We start from the raw sequence: 23,810 nt of genomic DNA, 5'->3' as shown, positions 1-23,810 counted from the left end.
GCCACATGAACTCCTATCACCACGCAGCGGTACTGGTCATCTATACCGGCGGCACAATCGGTATGGTCGATACGCCCCATGGCCTTGCTCCTGGCCCCGATATGGAGGCCAGGGTCCGCCGTGCCGTCGACGAGCTGCCAGCGCAGCGGCGCGCCTCATTGCCCGCCTTCGAGTGGCTGGAGGTGGCCACACCCATCGATTCAAGCAGCGCTCAGCCGGAAGACTGGGCAACGCTCGCCCAGCTGGTGGCCAACCACTACCTGTCCTATCGCGGCATCGTGGTGCTGCACGGGACCGACACCCTGGCCTGGACAGCCTCGAGCCTGGCCTTCCAGTTGCAAGGGATCGACCGCCCAGTGGTGGTAACCGGCTCCATGGCGCCGCTGGCCGCCGCGGAGAGCGATGCACTGGACAACCTGGTGGACTCGCTCGGCTTCGCCGCGATGCCACAGCTGCAGGAAGTGGCCGTGTGCTTCGCCGGCAAGCTGCTGCGCGGCTGCCGCAGCCGTAAATGGCACGCTCGTGACAGCGACGCCTTCACCAGCCCCAACGCACCGCTCCTCGGCGAATGTGCCTCCGGCCAATGGCAGCTGCATGAGTCTCGCGGTCTTGATGCCATGCAGCGCGGCGCCCCGCGGTTCGAGCTCGGCGACTACCGTGGGCTTGGCGACAAGGTCGTGCGCATTCCGCTGTGGCCGGGCATTCGCCCCTGGCAGCTGGCGGCCTGGCTGGATGATGACAGAGTCGAAGGCGCCCTGCTGGAGGTGTGGGGAGGCGGCAATGTGCCTGACGATCCGCAGCTCGGCGCGGTACTTGCTGAAGCCAGCGGCCAAGGCAAGTTGCTGGTGGCCATCAGCCAGTGCCCCCAGGGCACCATCGCTATCGGTCACTACGCCGCCGGTCAGCTGCTGGCGGCGGCGGAGGTGGTCTCAGGGGATGACATGACCCCGGAAGCGGCCTTCACCAAGCTCGTCCATTTGCTGTCTCTCCCTCTCGACTCTGCCCAGCGGCGCGAGCTGTTCCGCACGCCGCTGGTAGGCGAGCGCGGCTGAAGGGCAGACCGTGACAACTTTTTTGTGCTCATGGTCTTCCCCAACGAGAACGATGGAGTAAGGTTAGGGAGAACCGTGAGGATGAGGAGACGTCCATGGAACACCCGGATCACCCGTTCAGTGAATTGTTCGAACAGCTGGGACTGGCATCGGAACCCGAGGCGATCAAGCGCTTCATCGACCGCAACGCGCCCATCCCCGAGGATGTCGAGCTACCGGATGCCGCCTGCTGGAACGAAGGCCAAGCCGAGTTCCTGCGCGAAGCCATCGAGGCGGACGCGGACTGGGCCGAGGTCGTCGATCACCTGAATGCGTCGCTACGCAAGCCGTGACGCTCATCATCCGCGGCATTCGGCCTTGGTAGCGGCCAGCGGGACCGCGATGGCGGTCATGCAACCGCCATCATCTGTCATTCATCCCACAGGCACTGCTCCCGCAGAAGGGGCATGCCTGGGTGGTACTATCCCCTTCAACGAACTTGACTCGGCGCCCCTGTGAGCATGCTTTCTCCGGATATCGAAGCACGACTTGAAACCGCACAGCGACTGCCGTCGCTCCCCTCCGTCGTGGGTGAACTGCTGACATTGGCCAACGATCATGACGCCCCACTGACAGATTTTGTCGAGCTTGTCGCCAAGGACCCGGCCCTGTGCCTGCAGCTGCTCAAGCTGGCCAATTGTCCGTACTACCGCCGGGGCGGCAAACCACTAAGCTGTCATGCCGACGCCGTGGCGCGACTGGGTATCGATGGCACCCTGACCGCCCTGCTCGGCTTCACGCTGATTCGTGACGCCGTCCGCGGCCCCCTGAAGGACTACTGGCGCCAGACCCTGGCAACGACACACCTGACCCGAGCCATTGCCACAGTGCTGCGGCCGGAACATGTCACGGAGCTGACCACCCAGGCACTGCTTCAGGACATCGGGATGCTGGTCCTGCACGGGGTCGATCCTGACTATTTTGCGCTGATCGCCGAGGCCGACGACAAGGGCCAGCGCCAGTCCATCGAGCGCGCGGCATTGGGCTGCACCCGCGAGCAGGCCTCACGCTGGCTGGTCGAACGCTGGCAGCTGCCCCACGCCGTACTGGCAAGGCTCGAGGAAGATGTCGATAGCGAGATGACGACCCACTGGCTGGACGTCTGCTGCCTGCGCCTGGCCAATGACCTATCCCGTCATTGCCTGGCAGGCGATAGCGCGGCGATCGATGCCAGCCTGCACCGGTTCAGGCTGACCACAGGCCTGGCCGACGAGACGCAGCTGGTGCTGACCCGACAGCTCGACGACGCCATGGGCACCCTCCCCGGCTTCCTGGCCGCACTGTTGTCACCAGAAGAGGACATTGAACGCCTGCTGCTAGCCGGGAAACAGCAGCTGCATGGACTGACGCTCCACCTGGTCGAACAGCTGCATCATCGTGAAACCCAGCTGACCGCGCTCAAGCGTGACAACGAGGCCCTGGACGTAAAGGCGACCACGGATGCGCTGACGGGACTTGCCAACCGAGCCGCCCTGGAACAGCGCCTCGGCACCATGCTGCATGAGGCCTACTCCACGAGTCGTCCGCTGTCGCTTCTGTTTATCGATCTTGATCACTTCAAGCAGCTGAATGACCAGTATGGCCACCGCATCGGCGATATCGTGCTGGTCAACGTAGCCGCCACGCTGCGCGATGCCGTCAGGGCCAACGACCTTGCCGCGCGCTACGGTGGCGAAGAGTTCGTGATCGCCCTCGCGGGCACGCCAGCGTCCGGCGCACTTGAGGTCGCACGACGCATCGAGCAATGGCTGGCCCGACAACCGATGGCCAGCGTGGAACAGCGGCCGCTGCAGGTCACCGCATCGATCGGCGTCGCGCAGTGGCTACCCGAGATGCCGCGCACCGATGCAGCGGCTCTGATCGCCGCAGCCGACAAGCAGATGTACGGTGCCAAGGCGTCAGGGCGCGCCCGCATCCAGCACGACAGCGAGGCCAGCGACCAGGGGGTCGAGGAGCAGATCTGACGTCACAGGCGAGCCTCGACACGCTCGAGGATCTGGGCGCTGACCTTGCTGACCAGCGGCTTGGCGGCTCGGTTGACCGCCTTCTCGAGAAGGCGATTGCGTATCCGATAGTCGATGGTCAGACTGACCCGGGTGCCCTCTTCCACGTGCTCAAGGTCATAGCGCCCTTCATTGCTGACCCCATCGACCGATTGCCACGCCAGCCGGTACGGTGCCGACTTCTCGGTCACCTGCACATCGAAGGTCCAGTCCATCGCCACCGCGTGAACGTGCCAGCGGTAACGATCATCTCCCAAGGCTTCGATCGAGGTGATCAGGTCGGAGTAGTCGGCGAAGTCCTCGACGTTCTCGAGCAGGGCGAACACCCGCTCCGGTGGCGCGGCGAGAACAGCGCTATGTTCAATGGTGGCCATGGCAGCATCCTGAGCCAGAAAGTCCCGGCGCCCGCTCAACCCGTGGCGCCACTTGAGCCCGAGGCTTTGTCCGAAAAGTCGACGAGCGAAGGTTAGACAAGGCAAACATCGGTGAGAAAGCGCAGTTTACGAGGTGTAAATGAGCATTTTAAGTTGATTTTTAACGCCGTATCACCAAGCGCAGGCACTTTTCGTACAAGCCCCAGCATCAGGGTTGCACGTCTTCCTGTAAAGGTACGGCACCCTGGCGAGCAGCGGGAAGATCCCTCAGCAGCAGCCCAAAGCCAAGCGCCTCCTGGCTGCGCGCCGCAGCGCTCAATGACTCGCCCTCCAACGCCAGGCGCACGCGGTGCCCGTCGCCAGGCGCCACCTCCAGGGGACGACCGCTGGACGACATCATTGCCTTTAGGGTAAAGCGCCGATTGCCGGTCGGCAGCATCAACTCCACCCCATCCCCGACTTCGAAGCGGTTCTTGACGGCAACCTCGAGCCACCCTTCACGCTCCATGCCCAGCACCTCCCCCACAAACTGCTGGTGCACGCCAATCGAGTGCCCGCGCTCGTAGTTCTGATACTCGTCGTGTACGTGACGGCGGTAGAAGCCTTCTGTATAGCCGCGATTGGCGAGGTTCTCGAGCTCATCCATCAGTCGCCTGTCGAACGGCCGTCCCGCCACGGCATCGTCGATGGCACGACGATAGACCTGGGCGGTGCGGGCAACGTAATAGGGAGACTTGGTGCGTCCTTCGATCTTCAGCGAGCTGACGCCCATCTCGACTAGCCTTGCCACGTGCTGGACCGCTCGCAAGTCCTTGGAATTCATGATGTAGCTGCCGTGCTCGTCCTCATGGACCGGCATCAGCTCCCCCGAGCGCTGCGGGTCCTCGATCAACACCGACGGCTGAGCGCTGGTCGGCACCAGGTCGCCACAGTCATCCGTGGTGGCCGCGTGAGTCTGGTACTGCCAGCGGCAGGCATTGGTGCAGGTCCCCTGGTTGGGGTCTCGGCGATTGAAGTAACCGGACAACAGGCAGCGGCCTGAGTAGGCGATGCACAGCGCCCCGTGAACAAAAGTCTCGATTTCGAGACTCGGACACTCGGCGCGAATCTCGGCGATTTCCTCAAGGGACAGCTCCCGTGACAGGATGATCCGGGATATCCCCTGGGCCTGCCAGAACCGGGCCGCCGCGTGGTTGACCACGTTGGCCTGCACCGACAGGTGAATGGGCTGTTCGGGCCAGCGCTCCCGCACCATCATGATCAGGCCTGGATCGGACATGATCAGTGCGTCGGGTGACGCCTCGACAATCGGCGCCATGTCATCGAGGTAGGTTCGCAGCTTGGCGTTATGCGGGGCGATGTTGGACGCCACGTAAAAGCGTTTTCCCCGGCTGCGGGCGTGTTCGATACCACGTAGCAGATTATCCAAGCCAAAGTCGTTGTTGCGCACCCGCAGCGAATAGCGGGGCTGACCCGCGTAGACCGCATCCGCACCGTAGGCAAAGGCGAAACGCATATGGCGATAGGTGCCGGCCGGGGACAGCAGTTCAGGGGCATGCATGGTGGCGATTCTCGTCAGGGGTGATGGTCAAGGCAACACGCGGTGCGTATGTCTAGCCAGGCCTGGCTAGACATCCTGGTTCCTTCTACAGCTCAGACACCGCAGTGCGGGCCCGGCAGCATGCCATGCCAGGGAACGTGCGATATTGACGAGGCGCAAATGATCGGCATCAAAGGTGCCTGGCCTTGTTCCCCACCTTTCGGTACCCTATACGGCGCCACAGGCAGGTGCTGGCGAGAGACTGCTCCAGCGCCGGCGTGTCTCGCTGACACTTGAGCCGCCCAAGCACTTAAGCAACTTAAGCAACTTAAGCACTTAAGCGACTTAAGCATTTAAGCCACTCAAGTCAGGCAGCGACATTGCCCATGGCATCTAGCCGGACCGGACCCCGGCCCCTGGCGACAACGAGTCGCCTCCCCCAAATTCTCCGACTCGAGATATTCAGCATGAGCCCTACTCCCGCCACCACCGTGGTGATCTACTCCGGTGGCATGGATTCCTATACCGTTCTTCATCGCGCCCTTCGCGAGGGCCTCAAGGTACATGCCCTGTCCTTCGACTACGGGCAGCGTCACGCCCGTGAACTCGAGGTGGCGCGGCAGGTGTGCCAGGAATTGAAGATTCCCCATCAAGTGGTCGACATCACCGCCATCCACGGCTTGATCGACAACTCCGCCTTGACCAATGCGGCCCGCGCCATGCCCGACGGGGACTACGCCGAGGACAACCTGAGTGCCACGGTGGTCCCGAACCGCAACATGGTGCTGCTATCACTGGCCATCGCCAAGGCGGTGAATATTGGCGCCAGCCGCGTGGACTACGGGGCTCATGGTGGTGATCACGTGCTCTACCCAGACTGTCGCCCGGAATTCGTGCACAAGATGAACGACGTGGCCGCCATCGCCAACTTCTCCCCGGTGGCCATACACGCGCCCTACCTCAATGCCAGCAAGAGCGACATCCTCGCCGATGGGCTTGCCATGGGCCTGGACTACCGCCACACCTGGACCTGCTACGAGGGACGCCCACTGGCCTGTGGCCGCTGCGGCAGCTGCCGTGAGCGCCTCGCCGCCTTCGCGGCCCAGGGAGTCACGGATCCGCTGGCCTATGCTGCAGCAGCAGACGCCCAACCGGCAGTCGGAGCCACGCAGGATGTATAGCGTCAAGGAAGCCTTCTATACCTTGCAGGGCGAAGGCGTACAGGCCGGGCGGGCCAGCGTGTTCTGTCGCTTTACTGGCTGCAACCTGTGGTCCGGTCGTGAGCAGGACCGCGCGAGCGCACAATGCCACTTCTGCGATACCGATTTCGTCGGCACGGACGGTCAGAACGGTGGGAAATTTTCCACTGCAGAGGCGCTGACCGCTCACCTCGCCTCACTCTGGCCCCACAGCGATTCCCGGGTCATTCCCTACGTGGTGTTTACCGGAGGGGAGCCCTTGCTGCAGCTCGACACACCGCTGATCGAGGCCATGCACAGGGCGGGCTTCGAGATCGGCGTCGAAACCAACGGCACGCTTCCGGCCCCGGAGGGCATCGACTGGCTGTGCGTCAGTCCCAAGGGCGCCGCCCCGCTGGCGCAGCGCCATGGTGACGAGCTGAAGCTGGTCTTTCCCCAGGCCGAGGCGCCGCCGGAGGCCTTTGAAGCGATGCAGTTCGATCACTTTCTGCTGCAGCCAATGGACACCTCGCTGGTCGCCAGCGATGCGCCTGCCACGCCACTGCAAGCCACCGTCGCCCACTGCATGGCTCATCCACGCTGGCGGCTGTCTCTGCAAACCCACAAGATCGCAGGAATCGACTGATGGCACTCTTTGTACGACGACTGACGCACCTCGACGTGTCGCTGTGGTGCCCGGACCGTGGTCTGATCGGGGCCAGCTGGCAAGTGGATGCCACCCTCGACGGTGAATTGGGTGAGGATGGCATGCTGTTTGACTTCGGCGAGGTCAAGCCATGGATCAAGTCACGCCTTGATAGCGGTGCCGACCATACACTGCTGGTGCCTACGCAAGCTCCGGGGGTAGAGGTCAGTGAGTGCCGTGAGGGACTGTGTGTGCGTACCTCATCGCCCTACCCCATGGAAGTCCGCGGCCCACGACAGGCGTTTACCCTGTTGCCCTGGCCACGAATCACCAAGACTGCCATGGCCGAGCATCTGTCGCGCCAACTGCTGCGCCATCCGCCAGAGCGGGTCGAGCACATCGAGCTATGCCTGAGCGATGAGTCGATTGACGGCGCCGCCTATACCTACAGCCACGGCCTCAGGCGCCACGCCGGGAACTGTCAGCGCATTGCCCACGGCCATCGTTCGCGGCTCGAGATCATCCAGCGCGGCAGTCGCCAGCCTGGACTTGAGGAGCACTATGCACGCTGGCTGGATGACAGCTACCTGGTGGACGAGCATGACCTGGTCTGCGTAGAAGGTGACGCCCTGGTCAGCGCCTATCAGGCACCCCAGGGGCGCTTCCAGCTGCGGCTGCCCCGAGAACGCTGCCGCTGCCTGCCTGGCGCGACCACCGTCGAGCGAATCGCCATGTGGCTGGCCGAACACATTGCACGGGACACCGGTATTGATACCTGGGTGCGCGCCTACGAGGGCGTGGACAAGGGTGCCACCGCCACGGCCAAGGCCAAGGCCAAGGCCCCCCACTGATCATGACGATGATGTCCACGGACAAGCTGATTGCCGTCGACGCGGCGGCATCACCAGCGACAGACGCCCAGACGTCTGGCCACCTCGGCTGCCGGCCGGGGTGTGGCGCCTGTTGCATCGCCCCGTCGATCAGCTCGCCGATACCGGGCATGCCTGAGGGAAAGCCGGCCGGCGTGCGCTGCGTCCAGCTCGACAGCGATCACCTGTGCAAGCTGTTTGGCTCGCCCGAACGCCCAGCGGTATGCTCAAGCTTCGACTTTGATGCCGACCTCTGCGGAACCCATCGCGATGAAGCGCTTGATCGCATCACGGCTCTGGAGCAGATGACGTGAGCGGTGGCGGCATCGGTCATTCCGGCGCGCCTCTACTCTACGTCCAGTTGGCCATTGTTGTGCAGCATCGTAAGGAAATCCTCCGAGGATAGGCCGCCCATGCTGACCCCACTCAGCGAGATTTTCTGGTCAGCGTTGCTGCGTGCGCCATCCAGACCACCGTCGCTCTTGATATACAGCACGGTGTCAGCGCCCTCCTGCTGGGCGTAGAGGAAGTCGCTCAATTCATCCTGCGCCGGATCTGCCACATCCGGGTAGTCCGCCAGCAAATCGCCCAGCATTAGCCTGTCCGCTTCAGGGTCCACCGCAAGCCCGGAGTCTTTCAGCTGAAAGTCGCTGACGATGTCGAGCGCAGGATCGCCCGGCTCCCCCTCATCAGCAAATCGCCAAGCGAACACGTCCGCGCCAAGACCACCCAGCAAAAGGTCATCCCCCGCGCCGCCTTGCAGCACGTCGTCACCCGCCTGGCCCAGCAGGATGTCATCTCCCCTGCCACCATCAAGCACATCATTGCCGCCACCGAAGGGTTGAGGACCACTCAACTCCACGTAATGATCACGGATATAGCCAATGATCATCTCGTCATTGGGTGCCAGACCATTACCATGGTCAGGTGACCAGGTCAGAAACTGGATCAGTCCCCGATAGCTCAGGCCATCGTGGCTTCCGGCGGCGAAGGTCACCCCGGTATCGCCGTTGGTCCACGCCAGGTGGTCAGTATTGATCTGATCACCGAAGATCACATCGTTACCAAGCCCACCACTCAGGTTGTCATTACCCGGCACTTGCTGCTCCGGTGTCAGCGTGCCGCTAGACAGGGCAACATCGATCTCCTCGACGGAGTCCACGTGATCACTCTGTCCGGCTTCCGCCGTAAAGGACCTATTATCGTAGTCGGTGATGATGGTCTTGGGTCCGACGTCACCCGTATTGTCGAAATAGTCCATGTACTGGTTGTTCTTGTCGTCCTCATCACCTCTAAGGTGAATCGCGTGAACATCGCTCAGTTCCTTGAGGATATTGAACTGTGGCAGCGTATTGTTCATCGTCTCACTGTGGCCAGGCTCATCGACATGGGTCTTGACCTGCTCACGGTTGCTGTCCCACCACACCGTTGGCGGGCCATCGCTCAGCAAAAACGTCATGCTGTGATAGTCATTGACTGCGTCCATTGCCTGGTGAAAGTCCGTCGCCAGAGTCAGTCCAGCGTCGATGTTGGTGCCACCGGCGGCGCTGGAGTTCTGTAGATAACTGATCGCGGCATCGAGCTGGGACGCGTCGAAGTTTCGAAAGGTTTGCTGACCCGCCCCGGTATTGATCTTGACCAGCTGAATGTTGAGCTCACCATCAAAATCCTTGAGGGCGCTAAGCTGGCGAATGACGGCATCGATCTGCAAGGCCAGCATGGAAATACCAGGAGCGGCGTCATTCTGAGCGCTGATCGAGCTGTCGATGATAAAGCTGATATTGTAGTTTTCACCCTGCTGCACCAGCGTGCGCGCGGCCCCGGTATCGCCGATCAGAACGTCGCCACCGTTACCGGTCACCGCCGCATCATCATCGTCACCACCAACAAAGACCTCGCCTCGCTCGTCCAGAGCGAGGACCAGATCACCCTGAGCCACATCCCCATCAGCATCCTGCCCCACAAGACCCAAGGTCAGATCGGAGCCTGGTGACGTGGCGGAGTATTCGAAGTCGCCCAACTGGAAGGTACGGTTATAGTTGACGCCGCGCACTTCGACCGCCTCGAAGGGTGTCTCCGAGACCACCTCAAAATGCCCTCCCCTGACGAGGTAAAATTGAGCGCTTCCGTTGGGGAGAATAGTGACATCTGCCGCATATTCATTGCCGTATCTATCGAAGGTCCGGATATTCTCGGCGCTCAGTTCAAGACGCTCGCCGGAGTTCTCATAAGGATGCCCCGAGGTCGTCGCGCCATCCGGGGCATATTCGTAGGCGGATACGATGAGATTGGGAATGTACTCTCCCGTGGCCACGACGGCCTGAGAGAACCAGTGGATACCAGAATGCCCGCTCCAGGATGGCTGCTGTGAGCCGTCGAACGCCAATTGATCAACAAAGTCGTAGCGTATGCCTTCCCGGGACCCCACCACATTGTCTCCGGCCACGCCTTTGTTACCACTTCCCGACAACCAGTTGGGAGTGCTGTTGTCGTACTTCCAGGCTGACATCAGCACGTTCGGCCCACCGCTACTGTCCGCCTCGAAGCTGACGTAACGATGCCCAGAGCTCACCGCGAGGGTACCGGTGCCCTCGGTCTGTGTGTGTGCGCCCTCAAAACCGGAAGCCAGTTCACCGCTCATTACCACGTTGTAGGACGCACCATCACTGGACAACTGCACCTCGAAGATAGCGTCATTCTCCTGGGTGATTGCCCTCAAGGTCTTGCCGTCGGCGGACAGGTCGTAGGTGAGCATCGCACCATCGGCACTTCTTAGCGCCGTGCCGGTACCGGACGTCACTGTGTTGCCCTGCAACGATGATGCGAAGGTCAGGCTACCCGCACCATCGGCACCTACGAACTCCAGGAAGTCGATACTCCCAACCTCCCCATCATCGAGTCTTGCTGCCTCTGCGCTGAATGCTACCGGCGCGTCATCGTCAATAACCACGTTCAGGCCGCCGTCAGCGCTGCTGCCGTCGCCATCCATCAGGGTATAACCCACGGTGAAGGCAAGATCGTCTTCGCCACTGGCATCTGAATGCTCAAGCGCCTCATGCAGAGTGACGCGGTAGGCCCCGCTAGCCACGTCGATCAGCTCGACGGTGACGACCGTGGTGCTGCCGATATCGGTCGTCGCCCCCGTCAGGGTGTGACCGTCGGCACTCACTGTGAAGTTCACAAGCTGGCCGCTGGCGGTGCGTAGATCCGTCGGTAAACCCGTCAGGCTCCAGCGAAAGGCATTGGTCGCCGCCGCACCGTCACTGCCGAAGTCGTAGCCCAGCACTCCCGTGGCTATTGTCGCTTCGCCGGCTTGGTCGTCCTGACCTCCAGCGATACCTCCGCTCAGGCCATCTTCATCCACCCGGGCGGTCGGGGCTTCCGTAGTAGGATCATTATCGCTATCGGGTGTCACGGGAACGGCGTCGGCGGCCACCGTCACGGTCAGAGTCGAGGACGCGGTGTCGCCGTCGCCGTCGCCGTCGATGATCGTATAGTCGATCACCGCGTCACCCTCGAAGCCCGTGGCCGGGGTAAAGGTCACCTGGCCATCGGCGGTAAAGCTCACCGTGCCCACGCTTGCCCCAGCCAGCACGCTGGCGGCGGTTAGGGTGGCGCCATCGGCGCCCTGGGTGTCACTGGTGCCGTCGCTGTTGGTCAGCACGTTGTAGGTCACCGGCGTATTGACATCGGTACTGGTGCTGTCGGCCACGGCACTCGGGCCATCGTCGCCGATGGCGATGGTCAGGTCCGCCGGATCGGAGACATCGCCGTCGCTATCCACCGCGCGCACGCCAAAGGTCTCGGCCAGGCTGTCGGCCAGGCCAGTAGCATTTCCATCGGCATGACCAATGGAGCCGTCCAGGGTGTAGGACCAGCTGCCGTCGGTGTCGACCGTCAGGGTGCCGTAGTCACCAACCACCGTGGTGCCATCGGTGTTGATCTGCACCCAGTTACCGTCCTTGTCCTGGACCTCATAGCGGGCCAGGCTGTCGCTGCCGGTGTCGCTTAAGAAGCTGCCGCTGGTGGTCTCGCTGTTGCTAGCGGCGTCGCTGCCCGCACTCTGCCCCGCGCCACCGTCAAGCCCCGCCTCCAGCACGCTATAGGCGCCGTCCTCGGTCGCCGGGTTATTGTCCGGGCCGCTGGGGTCCACGGTGGGCGTGGAGTCGGCGGCCACCGTTACCGTCAGGGTTGAGGACGCGGTGTCGCCATCGCCGTCGGTGATCGTATAGTCGATCACCGCCTCACCCTCGAAGCCGGCGGCCGGGGTAAAAGTCACCTGACCATCGGCGGTAAAGCTCACCGTGCCCACGCTTGCCCCACCCAGCACGCTGACGGCGGTCAAGGTGGCGCCGTCGGCGCCCTGGATGTCGTTCGCCAGGACGTTGTAGGTGACGGAGGTATCTTCAGCGGTAGTGGTGCTGTCGGCCACGGCGCTCGGGCCGTCATCCCCGATGGCAATGGTCAGGTCCGCCGGGTCGGAGACGTCACCGTCGCTATCCACTGCGCGCACGCCAAAGGTCTCGGCCAGGCTATCGGCCAGGCCGGTAGCATCGCCATCGGCATGATCAATGGAGCCGTCCAGGGTGTAGGACCAGCTGCCGTCGGTGTCAACCGTCAGGGTGCCGTAGTCACCAGCGACCGTGGTGCCATCGGCACTAATGGCGATCCAATTGCCGTCCTTGTCCTGCACCTCGTAGCGGGCCAGGCTGTCGCTGCCGGTGTTGCTTAAGAAGCTGCCGCTGGTGGTCTCGCTGGTGCTCGATGCGTCACTGCCCGCACTCTGCCCCGCGCCACCGTCAAGCCCGGCTTCCAACACGCCATAGGCACCGTCCTCGGTCGCCGGGTTATTGTCCGGGCCGCTGGGGTCCACGGTGGGCGTGGAGTCGGCGGCCACCGTTACCGTCAGGGTTGAGGACGCGGTGTCGCCATCGCCGTCGGTGATCGTGTAATCGATCACCGCGTCACCCTCGAAGCCCGTCGCCGGGGTAAAGGTCACCTCGCCATCAGCGCTAAAGGTGACGCTGCCCTGGCTAGGATCGCTCAAGGTCGCCGAGGTCAAGGTGGCGCCATCGGCGCCCTGGGTATCGTTCGTCAGTACGTTGTAGGTAACAGCGGTATCTTCGGCGGTGGTGGTGCTATCGGCCACGGCACTCGGGCCGTCGTCGCCGATGGCGATGGTCAGGTCCGCCGGATCGGAGACATCACCGTCGCTATCCACCGCGCGCACGCCAAAGGTCTCGGCAAGGCTATCACTCGGGCCGGTCTGGTCGGTGCCGCTATGGGTAACGTTGCCGTCCAGGGTGTAGGACCAGCTACCGTCAACGTTGACCGACAGGGTGCCGTAGTCACCAGCCACCGTAGTGCCATCGGCACTGATCTGCACCCAGTTACCGTCCTTGTCCTGGACCTCATAGCGGGCCAGGCTGTCGCTGCCGGTGTCGCTCAGCAAATGACCTGTAGTAGTTTCGCTGGTGCTTGATGCGTCGCTGCCCGCACTCTGCCCCGCGCCGCCGTCAAGCCCCGCCTCCAGCACGCTATAGGCGCCGTCCTGGGTGGCCGGGTCATTATCCGGGCCACTCGGGTCGACGGTGGGCGTGGAGTCGGTGGCCACCGTGACCGTCAGGGCCGAGGTGGCGGTGTCGCCGTCGCCGTCGGTGATCGTATAGTCGATCACCGCTTCGCCCTCGAAGCCCGTCGCGGGGGTAAAGGTCACCTCGCCATCGGCGTTAAAGGTGATGCTTCCGACACTCGACCCACCCTGCACGCTGGCGGCGGTCAAGGTGGCGCCATCGGCGCCCTGGATGTCGCTGGTACCGTCACTGTTGTCGAGGACGTTGTAGGCCACCGGCGTATTGAGATCGGTGCTGGTGCTATCGGCCACCGCCGTGGGTTCATCGTCGAGAACATGCACCTGCAGCTCATCCCTGGCGCTATGGCCATGCCTATCCGTGACGACGACGTCGAAACGATCAACAACGCTGCCGTCCCCGGAACTGTGGTCTGCCGCGTCACCGTTCTCGGTGTAGCCGTAACTGACCCTCCCCGTCCGCGGATCAAAGCCGGTGATCAACAGGCTGCCTTGGTGACCGACGATGGCCACCGGCGACTCCGTGGTCGCCCCCATGACCTCGACACCATGGATGCGGATAGAGGCGATATCGGCGAACCCCCACATCACGACGGTGTCGAAGATCGTGCTGCCCTCGCCCTCTACCACGCTGTTCACCGCAGCTGACACCTGCCCCTCTCCCGGAGGGGGGCTGACAGGTGGCTCAACCTCACCGCCATCTGGAGGAGTGACCGTCGGCTCTCCTGCGCCTTGTCCGGAGGGCTGGCTCGGCGGCGCGACGTCATCCACACCAGGACGGCTGATCTCAGGTTCACTTTCACCAACACCGGCACTGTCACTCTGACTCGCCAAGTCAACAAGATCGTCTGGAGTTCCGCCTCCTTCTCGAGGCGTCAAGAAGGCTCCGCTAGACGCACCCTCATAGGTATATGCCAGAGGATCTACTGCCTCGGTGATGCGCTGCAGGCGTACGAAATCGAAACCGTCTTCAACACCCGCCTCTATCTCCCCCGCTTCCGGAGGGGCGAGTGCCTCGAATACGTCGCCGTGGGAGGATTCAAGAAAACCCGATAGCTCCGCGACTTGCCGTTGGCTGAGAGCGTGAACGGAGCTGGCATCTCCTTCCCCCATCTTCAAAGGAATCATGACCTGGTGCCAGCCCTGCAAGCGTACTTCCGGACGGCCGTCGTCGAAAATCAGCACAAGACTTGCGCCAGCTTCCGTAAAGACAATATCACCCGCACTGATGGTATCCCCTTGATCCAGGGGCAACACCTCGCCGTCGGGCTTCTTGACCCAAGCTTGACCCACAATACTGCTGACAGTGGCGTTAGTCATACCGATCCCCTTGGACACCGACTTCCGTCCTATCAGTGCATTGATGGTTGCCAGGTAAGAACGAATGTCGTTGTCGTATGACGATGCGGACGATGCTCTGCAAGGAACGGCGTTACGCCGAGATCCGCCAGGACCAAGCAGCACCGCGCACAACGAACACACCAAAAAACAAAATCACGTAAAAACAATTATTTAAATAAACGACTATGATTCAGATATTTCTAAAGTTATGAAAATGACTAGATATTTAGTGTTTTTTTCACTTCACATACCTTTATTTATCATACTAGGTACCTCCATTGGAGTATGTCTATTGCTACAAAATACTGAAAGCCTCAAACAGCACAATTCGTAATATAGAAATGCGCGCACTTCGTCGTTTTTGCATAATGTTGACAAGAAATCTGTGCGCTATTGCGCACCGACAGACACGTACTCGATACATCTGCAAGAGAGCCCATGGACGGCGGCAAGGAGGAGCGTCAGGAACAACAGGAAAGGAGAGGTCAAAAAAACACCCGATGGGCTAGGCCCATCGGGTGTTGTAGCGGTAACGCTGTGATCGCCCGCTGATGCAGGCGATAGTCAGATCATGCGTCTGTAGGGTGCGACATCCTGCGATCCAGCAAGGCGCGCCAGCGAATCAGCACCGGGGCATCGCTCAGCGAGACCTGGGCCAACAGCTGACGGAACTCATCGTGGGCGGCATCATCATTGCCGTCGACGTGGCTCAACCAGAGTTCCAGCGCACAGAGCTGCTGATGCAGGTTGCCGTCGCGCTTGGCCTGCTGTCTCGCCAGTTCCGCCAAGGTGCGCACCGAGTCGAGATCACGGCCGATCTGGCGCCTCACCCGCGCCAACTGAATGGCCAGCTCCGGAACGAACAGAGTCGCGCGTTCTCTGGCCAGCAGCAGGCACTGGTCGAGATAGTCCTCGGCCTGTTCCAGTTCCCCCATGGCCAGGCAGGCGTCCACATACCAGAAGTTGGGACGCTGGCAAGGATCTCGCCCAGTGATCTCGGCCAGTTCCTCGTGGGCGGCCTGAAGCTGTTGCAAGCCGTCACGGCTGCCCGCCAGCGCACGCTGCCAGCCAACCACCGCCCGCGAGGACACCTGCCACAGATGCAGATCGGAGCTTCCGGTCAACTCGAACGCGCGCTGCGCGCGATGGGCGGCCTCGTGCACATGGCCCAGCTGGCGGTACAAGGCGGCGGCGTACATCAATGCCATCGCCAGGCTACCGGGGTGATGAATCTCTTCCGCCAGTCGGATCGCGGATTCCACGTGTCGCTCAGCCCGCTGATAGTCACCCCTCAGGCACAGCGTCCAGCCCTGGAAGCAGGCCGCCGCCACCTGAGGATGATCGGAGAACGGCAGCCACTCGATCATCATCGGGTTATTGAGCGGATCCAGTTCCTCGAGGTGGTCATATGCCTGGCGTATGCGCCCCGCCCAATACTCGCAATTGGCGCCGGCGTAGTCTGCCAGCCGTTGATAGCGGGGATCCTCCAGCCGCACCGCCAGATCGTTCAGACGTGACGCCAGCAGGAAGGCATCGGCATGGGCGTTGCGCTGACTGCAGCCCACCCATAGCCCCCACTTGACCAGGAAGGCCTGCTCGAGATCGTCCTCGTCCTCAAGATCCGTGGTGCACTCGGTCAGCAGCTCTCTGGCCTTGACGAAACTCTCGTGGGCAGTGGGAGAACCGTGTCCCTCCAGTGCAAAGGCGGCTTGACCTCGGACCGTCAGCAGGCTGATTTCTCGCTCGGCCTGTCGTTCGACCTGACGCAGGCTCGCGAGTCCCGCATCGGCCATCTTCAGTGCCGTGCGATTGGCGCTGACCTTGAGGGCCTCTCGTGCCGCCAGTTCGAAGTAGCGAGCACCCCGCGCGTAATGTCCGCTGCGCCGCAAGTGCATCGCGAAATCGCCGGGGTGGCGGCTGATCCACATCGGGAAGCGTTCTTCGATCAACTGCACGACGCGGCGATGCATGTCGACTCGCACATCCCGGGGACAGGATAGATAGGCGGCTTCGTGGAGCAGCTGATGGGTAAACTGATACTGCTTTGCGCCCGCTTCACCGTCAGCGATCTCGATGATCTCCAGCCGGCGCATTTCCTCCAGCGCCTTGCCCAGACGATCGGGCTCCCAACCGCTACATTCGGCCAGAAAGTCGAAACGGAAGTTACGCCCCAGCACGGCGGCCACGTGGGCAACTTCACGATCCACGTCCAGCTGGTCGATCCGGCTGGTCAGAAGGCCCAGCAACCCGTGGGGAAGCTCATCTAGCTGAACGCTACGGCCTTCACGTCGATCCATATCGAGGCGGCGGCAGATCTCCTGCAGATACAGCGGCACCCCATCACAGCGCTCGATGATCTGACCTCGCAAGCGCGGTGACAGGTGAAGCCGATAACGTCGAGCCAGCTGGGTCAGCAGCCGCGACGACTGCATCGCATCAAGACGGCCCAGCGTGATCTGCTGGTCCCAGTGCAGGCGAGTCGGGAGTGACTCACGTCCATGATGACTGGCGATCAACAGCAGCGGGCAGTTGATCGGAAGGCGGGCCTGCAGTCCGGCCAGCACCTTGAAGGAGGGCTCGTCGACCCATTGCAGGTCATCGATCATCAGTACCAGCGGCCGATCCTGCGACAGCTCGAGCACCAGGCCGTGCAACAGGGAGACGACGGCTTCCACCGCCTCGCTGCTCTTGGCCAGCAAAGTGCTCTCCTGGGCATCCCGGATGCCCATGGCCTCTTCCAGCCATTGCCGGTCGTTGTCGTCAAGTTCACCCAGCCCCAGGCGCTCGACCAGTCCGCTTAACCCCTCGGCATCGAGCTCCCCACCTAGGTGCCAGCGCAGCAGCTGACGCGCCACTCCATAGGGTTCCTGAACCGACATGCGGGTATTTGGCTGCCAGCAGATCGTCGCGTCACGGCTCTGCTCCAGGTGACGGAAACCTACCAGCAGGGCCGACTTTCCGAGACCGGATGGCCCTTTGACCAGCACGCTCTGGCGCAGGCCAATGCCTGCCCTCGCCAGGGCATCACGCAACATGCGCAGCGCATTCTCACGGCCCACCAGGCTGGGTGGCATGGCGTCGCGCCCGCCTTCGTTGCTGCCCAGCACCAGCGCCCGCAGGCGCACCCGGCCATCGCTGGCGACCAACCGAGAAAACAACCGAGGCTGGAGGTCCAGTGCAGGAGGCATGTGCTGACTGGCCTCCTGGGAGATGACCAGCTCGCTGCCCTCGGCGGCACTCATCAAATTCAGTGCCCCCTGGGTCACCTGGCCAAGCGGATCTACCAGATGACGTGCTGGGAGGTATACCACTTGGCCACTGTTCAAACCGGCGGCCAGCTCGATGGTCGGTACACTGCCCTCGCCCGTCCAATGGCGCTGGCATTCTTCATCCAGCAGCCGACGGCAGTGCTCGTAAAGCGCTACCAGTTCAGCCAGCTGGTGGGCCGGGCCATGGGTACCGAAACAGGCAAGCCCCAGGCCGCCGGTCGCACCGGGCAGCCAGAACCCACCCAGGTGATGACATTGTTTTTCCAGCCAGCGCATCAGCTCGATCTGCAGCGCCAGGCAGGCACGGGTCTCCGCGCGGCTGCCCATGTCGCCTTGCAGGCTCAGGCGGATTGCCATGACGGACAGCTGACGATGCTCGACTTCGTCTTCACTGAGAGGTGGACTGTCCACGGACAAGGTGCGTGAGAACGCTCCCTTGGGCGACAGCGAACCACTATCGGCCTGGCTGTCTGACCAATAGGCGGCCAGCTGCAGGAAGCCGGGGTCAGGCTGCTGGCCGGACAGCGCCAGCAGCTGCAGGAAGCTGTTGTACTGCTCGTGAGCGGCCGCCATCTGACCCTGCTCGGCCAGCTGGCGAACCAGTCGCTCGTGAAACGGTGCGTAGCCTGAGAAACGGCTGACCAGATCCTGCAGCAGTTGATCAGGCGCTTCGCCCTCCTGGTCCAGCACGTCTTCAGCAAAGCGGATGACGCGCTGACGCCACTCGTTACGCACCTGAATCAGCCAGCGCTGAAAGTCAGGACAGGCAGGTAGCTGCAGCTCTTCGACAAGATCTCCGCGATACAGCTCAAGAATCGTCTTGAGGGTGTCGATATCGCGCTTGCCCTCGAGCAAACGCTGCAAGCCATGTACATCGAAGCCCCACTGGGACGGCAGCTGGAAGGCAATGGTCTGGCGCGACACGGTCAGCACCTTGTCGGCCTCATCCCCCAGAGACTGTCTCAGGCAGTGCAGTGCATGACGCAGATTGGTCCTGCCTGATGACAGGCCCTGATCGGGCCACAGCAGTTCTGCCAGTGTGGCGCGGTTGACCGGCTGCTGATGCAGCAGCAGATACACCAGTAATGCCTTGACCTTGTCGTAGCTGAATTGAACGAGGACATCGTCTCCCAGGCTCAGGGAAAAGTGCCCGAAGAGTGCCAGGTGATCCTGGTCGATTATCTGGGAAGCATCGTGTTGGGCGTCCCGCATGATGGTGTCCCTGCGTGGCGATGCACTCGGCGTCAGGCCGGTACACCGCTGTGAAAACGAAAGGCGACGTCCGGGGTCGTCACTAGTTGCTCTTCGCGGGCCTTGAACTCCGCAATACGCGTTTCTATCGGCGCGTCGGTCAGCTGGCGGGCCAGACTGATGTAATCCTCGAAGTGACGTCCCTCCGACTTAACCAGACCTCGGTAGAACTTGGCAAGCTCCTCATCAAGATGCGGAATCAGTCGTGCGAACCGTTCACAGCTGCGCGCTTCGATCAAGGCACCCACGATCAGTATATCTACAAGCCTATCAGGCTCATCTTTTCTGACCAGTTCTCTGAGCCCCTCAGCGTAGCGCGAAGCACTGAGGTGACGGTATTCAATGCCTCTCGTCTTCATGATCTTGACCACCTGCTCGAAGTGCAGGAGTTCCTCCCGCGCCAGCTGCGACATCTTGGTCAGCAGCTCGGTGTGATCGACATAACGGTACATCAGGCTCATGGCGGTCGAGGCCGCCTTCTTCTCGCATTGAGCGTGATCGATCAACAGCAGGGTTTCGTTATCGAGGGCCCATTGAACCCATGATGCAGGCGTCTCACAGGGCAGAAACTCGAGAAGTTCGACAGGCAAGGAGGCGTCATGCTCGGTGCTGACAGGACTGTTCATGCAGAAAACATCCAGTAGTGGGCAGGTCAGCGACCTGCCTGAGAATCGCGCTGACGACGGGAAGCGGCGGCGCCATTCAAGGCGTCGCTCAGCGCTGCGTACAACTCGGCCGCCGACGCAGGCGCGCCGGGGCGTGGACTGAGGCCATAGGCGTCGAGCACGCCAATGCGCTCTCGACCGACGCGTAACAGCTCGACGGCACGGGACAGCGCCGGCTGTGACGCACGAAAACGGATGCGATGTCGACGCATCTGCTGCTCGAGCCGGGCTTCATCGAATACGTCGATCAGCACCGACGCTTGCTGCTGGCGCAAGGCATCGAGTTCGTTCATGCGCCGCTGACGTTCCTCTGCGGGCATGGCAAACCAGTCGCGAATCTCGTCGCGATGGCGCTGACAGCCTCGACAAACGTCGTCCCCCAGCGTGGTGGAACATAGCCCGACGCAAGGAGACAGCACTGCTCCCGTCATTGATGCACCGCCTGTTCCCGTCTCTTGAATCGGCGACATGGTAACGCCTGCACCGCCGAGACACACCCCTGAACTGGCTCGGCGATGCCCTCGGCGACCAAAGTTCAAAGGCCGTTATGGGGGGCTCGCTTAACATTGTCGACAGTTTATTCTAGAATCCCGGCCACCGTTGACAGCGTGTCCCTCACGCTCGGCTCAGTCCGCCGGAGCGTGACCACCATAAACCAATGAGGGCCCCCACGTGCTTGAAGCCTATCGCCAACATGTCGAAGAGCGTGCCCAGGAAGGCATCCCTGCCAAGCCGCTGAATGCCGAGCAGGTCGCCGAACTGGTCGAACTGTTGAAGGCGCCGCCTGCCGGCGAAGAAGAAGCGGTCCTCGATCTGCTGACCAATCGCGTGCCTCCCGGCGTCGATGAAGCGGCCTACGTCAAGGCTGGCTTCCTCACCGCCATTACCAAGGGCGAGGCAACGTCTCCGCTCATCGACAAGGTCCATGCGGTCAAGCTGCTGGGCACCATGCAGGGCGGCTATAACATCGCCACCCTGGTGGAACTGCTCGACAACCCAGAGCTGGCCAAGGAAGCGGGTGAGCAGCTCAAGCACACTCTGCTGATGTTCGATGCCTTCCACGACGTCGCTGACCGCGCCAAGGCCGGCAACGACGTCGCCAAGGACGTCATGCAGTCCTGGGCCGATGCCGAGTGGTTCCTGTCCAAGCCCGCCCTGGCCGACAAGATCACCCTGGCAGTGTTCAAGGTGCCCGGCGAGACCAACACCGACGACCTGTCGCCGGCCCCGGACGCCTGGTCACGCCCGGACATTCCGCTGCACGCCAATGCCATGCTCAAGAACGAGCGTGAAGGCATCGAGCCGGAAGTCCCCGGTACCAAAGGCCCGATGGCCCAGATCGAAGCGGTCAAGGCCAAGGGCTTCCCGGTCGCTTACGTCGGCGATGTCGTCGGCACCGGCTCCTCGCGCAAGTCCGCCACCAACTCCGTGCTGTGGTTCTTTGGTGACGACATTCCCAACGTGCCCAACAAGCGCGCTGGTGGCTTCTGCTTCGGCGGCAAGATTGCTCCCATCTTCTTCAACACCATGGAAGATGCCGGCGCCCTGCCCGTCGAAATGGACGTCTCCAAGATGGAGATGGGTGATGTCATCGACGTCTACCCCTACGAAGGCAAGGTCTGCCGTCACGACACCGACGAAGTGATCTCCACCTTCGAGCTGAAGACCCAGGTCATCCTCGACGAAGTCCGCGCTGGCGGCCGTATTCCGCTGATCATTGGTCGCGGACTCACCGACAACGCGCGCAAGGCGCTGGGCCTGGATCAGTCGGACGTCTTCCGCCTGCCCGAGCAGCCCAAGGACACCGGCAAGGGCTTCACCCTGGCCCAGAAGATGGTCGGCAAGGCCTGCGGCATGGACGGCGTGCGTCCGGGCATGTATTGCGAGCCGAAGATGACCACCGTTGGCTCCCAGGACACCACCGGGCCGATGACCCGTGACGAGCTCAAGGACCTGGCCTGCCTCGGCTTCCAGGCCGACCTGGTGATGCAGTCATTCTGTCACACCAGTGCCTATCCCAAGCCGGTAGACGTGGAAACTCACCACACCCTGCCCGACTTCATCATGAACCGTGGCGGCGTCTCCCTGCGTCCCGGCGACGGCATCATCCACTCCTGGTTGAACCGCATGCTGCTGCCGGACACTGTCGGCACCGGCGGCGACTCCCACACCCGTTTCCCGATGGGCATCTCGTTCCCCGCGGGTTCTGGTCTGGTCGCCTTTGCCGCCGCCACCGGCGTCATGCCGCTGGACATGCCGGAGTCGATTCTGGTTCGCTTCAAGGGTAAGCGCCAGCCCGGCGTGACCCTGCGTGATCTGGTCCACGCGATCCCTTACTACGCGATCCAGCAGGGCCTGCTGACCGTCGAAAAGTCCGGCAAGAAGAACGCCTTCTCTGGCCGCGTGCTGGAAATCGAAGGCCTCGAGGAGCTTACCGTCGAGCAGGCCTTCGAGCTGTCCGACGCCAGTGCCGAGCGCTCCGCTGCAGGCTGCACCATCACCCTGTCCGAGGATTCGGTCAGCGAGTACCTGAAGTCGAACATCACTCTGCTCAAGTGGATGATTGCCAACGGCTACGGCGACAAGCGCACCATCGAGCGCCGTATCCTGGCCATGGAAGAGTGGCTGGCCAACCCGAGCCTGATGCGCGCCGACGCCGACGCCGAGTACGCCGAGGTCATCGAGATCGACCTGGAGCAGCTCAAGGAGCCGGTGCTGTGTGCCCCCAACGACCCGGACGATGCGCGCCTGCTGTCCGAAGTGGCTGGCCAGAGCATCGATGAGGTGTTCATCGGTTCGTGCATGACCAACATTGGTCACTTCCGTGCCGCCGGCAAGCTGCTCGAGAAGCAGCCCGCAGGCAGCCTGAAGACCAAGCTGTGGCTCGCTCCGCCGACCAAGATGGACCAGCACCAGCTGACCGAGGAAGGCTACTACGGCATCTATGGCCGCGCTGGCGCCCGCATGGAAATGCCCGGCTGCTCGCTGTGCATGGGTAACCAGGCGCGTGTTGCCGCCAAGAGCACGGTGGTGTCCACCTCCACCCGTAACTTCCCCAACCGCCTGGGCGACGGCGCCGACGTCTTCCTGGCCTCCGCCGAACTGGCCGCGGTGGCGGCGGTGGAAGGCCGCTTGCCGAGCGTCGACGAGTACCGTCGCTACATGGGTGAGTTCGATGCCATGGCGGGTGAAATCTACCGCTACATGAACTTCCATGAAATCGAGGAATATCAGAAAGCCGCCTCGAACGTGATTCCGGTCGCCCAGGAGGCCTGAGTCACACCCTGATCAGGCACGCCGCCTGTCAGTAATGAAGCGCCCGGACGTCAACGTCCGGGCGCTTTTTCGTTGGGCGCCTCGCGAATGTCACGATGTCACGCAGTGCCCCGGGGCTGGATAACCCCCGCATCTATGGCATCATGCGATTAACAGCAACGGAGATGCCCCATGAGCCAGATTGTCACCCCAGATATCTGTGATGCCTTTCCTGAAGTGGCCGTATGTGACCCGATCTTCGTCAACTACGGCGGTCAAGAAGCGTTTGCCGGCCCGGTTCGCACGGTCAAGTGCTTCGAGGACAACTCCCTGGTCAAGCAGGCGGTCGCCGAACCTGGCGACGGCGCGGTGCTGGTCGTGGATGCCGGCGGCTCGACCCGCTGCGCGATGCTCGGCGACATGCTGGCAGAACAGGCGGCAGGCAATGGCTGGGCCGGCGTCATCATGTACGGCTGCGTGCGCGACGTAGACATCCTTGCCGAGACGGATCTAGGCATTCAGGCGCTCGGCGCCCACCCACGCAAGAGCGAGAAGCGTGGTGAAGGGCAGCGCGATGTGCCGGTCACCTTCGCTGGGGTCAGCTTTACCCCCGGCCAATGGGTCTACGCCGACAACAACGGCATCCTGGTGGCTGAAGAGCGTCTCGCTCTGGAGTGAGGTGTTCCGCGATCGGCGCGACGCTTCCCCCTACCGCGGCTGCCCAGCCTCCTGTGACCC

Annotated in this window: 15 protein-coding genes; 9 read left to right on the top strand and 6 right to left on the bottom strand. The window is 62.4% G+C overall.

Features of this window, described 5'->3' with window-relative positions:
• Positions 1 to 5 precede the first annotated feature (5 nt).
• The 3 genes from KUV45_RS11945 (at position 6) to KUV45_RS11935 (ending at position 3,055) form a co-directional block, all read left to right on the top strand.
• Positions 6 to 1,052 carry an asparaginase gene (locus tag KUV45_RS11945; protein ID WP_222163181.1) on the top strand — a complete coding sequence of 349 codons (1,047 nt, stop codon included), beginning with the start codon at positions 6 to 8 and terminating at the stop codon, positions 1,050 to 1,052.
• Between the two features lie 95 nt (positions 1,053 to 1,147).
• Positions 1,148 to 1,384 (top strand): DUF2789 domain-containing protein, encoded by a 237-nt coding sequence (locus tag KUV45_RS11940; RefSeq protein ID WP_206938244.1) that lies wholly within the window; start codon positions 1,148 to 1,150, stop codon positions 1,382 to 1,384.
• A 168-nt stretch (positions 1,385 to 1,552) separates the two neighbouring features.
• Positions 1,553 to 3,055: a GGDEF domain-containing protein gene (locus KUV45_RS11935; RefSeq protein ID WP_224852049.1), complete on the top strand. Its 1,503-nt coding sequence runs from the start codon at positions 1,553 to 1,555 to the stop codon at positions 3,053 to 3,055.
• Between the two features lie 2 nt (positions 3,056 to 3,057).
• On the opposite strand, the gene KUV45_RS11930 is transcribed toward KUV45_RS11935, so the two are convergent.
• Together KUV45_RS11930 and yegQ are read right to left on the bottom strand one after the other, a co-directional pair.
• Positions 3,058 to 3,468, bottom strand: a complete 411-nt coding sequence (locus KUV45_RS11930) for an SRPBCC family protein (protein ID WP_222163179.1) — start codon at positions 3,466 to 3,468, stop codon at positions 3,058 to 3,060.
• A gap of 208 nt (positions 3,469 to 3,676) precedes the next feature.
• On the bottom strand, positions 3,677 to 5,029 hold the full coding sequence (gene yegQ, locus KUV45_RS11925) for a tRNA 5-hydroxyuridine modification protein YegQ (protein ID WP_222163178.1): 1,353 nt from the start codon (positions 5,027 to 5,029) through the stop codon (positions 3,677 to 3,679).
• 446 nt (positions 5,030 to 5,475) lie between these two features.
• Here yegQ and queC point away from each other — a divergent pair, with 446 nt between their 5' ends.
• The 4 genes from queC to KUV45_RS11905 are packed head-to-tail and all read left to right on the top strand — an operon-like array spanning position 5,476 to position 8,015.
• Positions 5,476 to 6,189 (top strand): 7-cyano-7-deazaguanine synthase QueC, encoded by a 714-nt coding sequence (gene queC, locus KUV45_RS11920; RefSeq protein ID WP_222163177.1) that lies wholly within the window; start codon positions 5,476 to 5,478, stop codon positions 6,187 to 6,189.
• Positions 6,182 to 6,832, top strand: a complete 651-nt coding sequence (gene queE / locus KUV45_RS11915) for a 7-carboxy-7-deazaguanine synthase (RefSeq protein WP_222163176.1) — start codon at positions 6,182 to 6,184, stop codon at positions 6,830 to 6,832. The genes queC and queE overlap by 8 nt, the downstream gene beginning before the upstream one ends.
• Positions 6,832 to 7,683, top strand: coding sequence for a 6-carboxytetrahydropterin synthase (locus tag KUV45_RS11910; protein WP_222163175.1), 852 nt, complete (start codon positions 6,832 to 6,834; stop codon positions 7,681 to 7,683). The genes queE and KUV45_RS11910 overlap by 1 nt, the downstream gene beginning before the upstream one ends.
• Before the next feature lie 11 nt (positions 7,684 to 7,694).
• Complete coding sequence (locus KUV45_RS11905) at positions 7,695 to 8,015, top strand: YkgJ family cysteine cluster protein (protein WP_222163255.1); 321 nt, start codon at positions 7,695 to 7,697, stop codon at positions 8,013 to 8,015.
• Positions 8,016 to 8,047: 32 nt separating this feature from the next.
• Here KUV45_RS11905 and KUV45_RS11900 read toward each other — a convergent pair whose 3' ends face one another.
• From KUV45_RS11900 to KUV45_RS11885, 4 genes are all read right to left on the bottom strand, one after another.
• Entirely contained in the window at positions 8,048 to 14,611 is a 6,564-nt protein-coding gene (locus KUV45_RS11900; protein WP_222163174.1) for a retention module-containing protein, read from the bottom strand.
• Between the two features lie 590 nt (positions 14,612 to 15,201).
• Positions 15,202 to 19,113 carry an AAA family ATPase gene (locus KUV45_RS11895; RefSeq protein WP_222163173.1) on the bottom strand — a complete coding sequence of 1,304 codons (3,912 nt, stop codon included), beginning with the start codon at positions 19,111 to 19,113 and terminating at the stop codon, positions 15,202 to 15,204.
• A 32-nt stretch (positions 19,114 to 19,145) separates the two neighbouring features.
• Positions 19,146 to 19,778, bottom strand: coding sequence for a tRNA-(ms[2]io[6]A)-hydroxylase (locus KUV45_RS11890; RefSeq protein WP_222163172.1), 633 nt, complete (start codon positions 19,776 to 19,778; stop codon positions 19,146 to 19,148).
• A gap of 26 nt (positions 19,779 to 19,804) precedes the next feature.
• The gene (locus tag KUV45_RS11885; protein WP_224852017.1) at positions 19,805 to 20,287 is read right to left on the bottom strand and encodes a DUF1289 domain-containing protein; all 483 of its coding nucleotides are present in this window, start codon (positions 20,285 to 20,287) and stop codon (positions 19,805 to 19,807) included.
• A 202-nt stretch (positions 20,288 to 20,489) separates the two neighbouring features.
• Between KUV45_RS11885 and acnB the strand changes: the two genes are divergently transcribed.
• Positions 20,490 to 23,093: a bifunctional aconitate hydratase 2/2-methylisocitrate dehydratase gene (gene acnB, locus KUV45_RS11880; protein ID WP_206938202.1), complete on the top strand. Its 2,604-nt coding sequence runs from the start codon at positions 20,490 to 20,492 to the stop codon at positions 23,091 to 23,093.
• Positions 23,094 to 23,264: 171 nt separating this feature from the next.
• Positions 23,265 to 23,750, top strand: a complete 486-nt coding sequence (gene rraA, locus KUV45_RS11875; protein WP_206938199.1) for a ribonuclease E activity regulator RraA — start codon at positions 23,265 to 23,267, stop codon at positions 23,748 to 23,750.
• Positions 23,751 to 23,810 lie beyond the last annotated feature (60 nt).

This window comes from Halomonas sp. DP3Y7-2, from assembly GCF_019800795.1.
GTDB classification, from domain to species: Bacteria; Pseudomonadota; Gammaproteobacteria; order Pseudomonadales; family Halomonadaceae; genus Halomonas; species Halomonas litopenaei_A.
This window is presented reverse-complemented; position numbering and strand designations above follow the sequence as displayed.

Coding starts and splice junctions, on each gene's coding strand:
- KUV45_RS11945 (WP_222163181.1), top strand. CDS start 6: ATGAACTCCTATCACCACGCAGCGGTACTGGTCATCTATACCGGCGGC.
- KUV45_RS11940 (WP_206938244.1), top strand. CDS start 1,148: ATGGAACACCCGGATCACCCGTTCAGTGAATTGTTCGAACAGCTGGGA.
- KUV45_RS11935 (WP_224852049.1), top strand. CDS start 1,553: ATGCTTTCTCCGGATATCGAAGCACGACTTGAAACCGCACAGCGACTG.
- KUV45_RS11930 (WP_222163179.1), bottom strand. CDS start 3,468: ATGGCCACCATTGAACATAGCGCTGTTCTCGCCGCGCCACCGGAGCGG.
- yegQ (WP_222163178.1), bottom strand. CDS start 5,029: ATGCATGCCCCTGAACTGCTGTCCCCGGCCGGCACCTATCGCCATATG.
- queC (WP_222163177.1), top strand. CDS start 5,476: ATGAGCCCTACTCCCGCCACCACCGTGGTGATCTACTCCGGTGGCATG.
- queE (WP_222163176.1), top strand. CDS start 6,182: ATGTATAGCGTCAAGGAAGCCTTCTATACCTTGCAGGGCGAAGGCGTA.
- KUV45_RS11910 (WP_222163175.1), top strand. CDS start 6,832: ATGGCACTCTTTGTACGACGACTGACGCACCTCGACGTGTCGCTGTGG.
- KUV45_RS11905 (WP_222163255.1), top strand. CDS start 7,695: ATGTCCACGGACAAGCTGATTGCCGTCGACGCGGCGGCATCACCAGCG.
- KUV45_RS11900 (WP_222163174.1), bottom strand. CDS start 14,611: ATGACTAACGCCACTGTCAGCAGTATTGTGGGTCAAGCTTGGGTCAAG.
- KUV45_RS11895 (WP_222163173.1), bottom strand. CDS start 19,113: ATGCGGGACGCCCAACACGATGCTTCCCAGATAATCGACCAGGATCAC.
- KUV45_RS11890 (WP_222163172.1), bottom strand. CDS start 19,778: ATGAACAGTCCTGTCAGCACCGAGCATGACGCCTCCTTGCCTGTCGAA.
- KUV45_RS11885 (WP_224852017.1), bottom strand. CDS start 20,287: ATGTCGCCGATTCAAGAGACGGGAACAGGCGGTGCATCAATGACGGGA.
- rraA (WP_206938199.1), top strand. CDS start 23,265: ATGAGCCAGATTGTCACCCCAGATATCTGTGATGCCTTTCCTGAAGTG.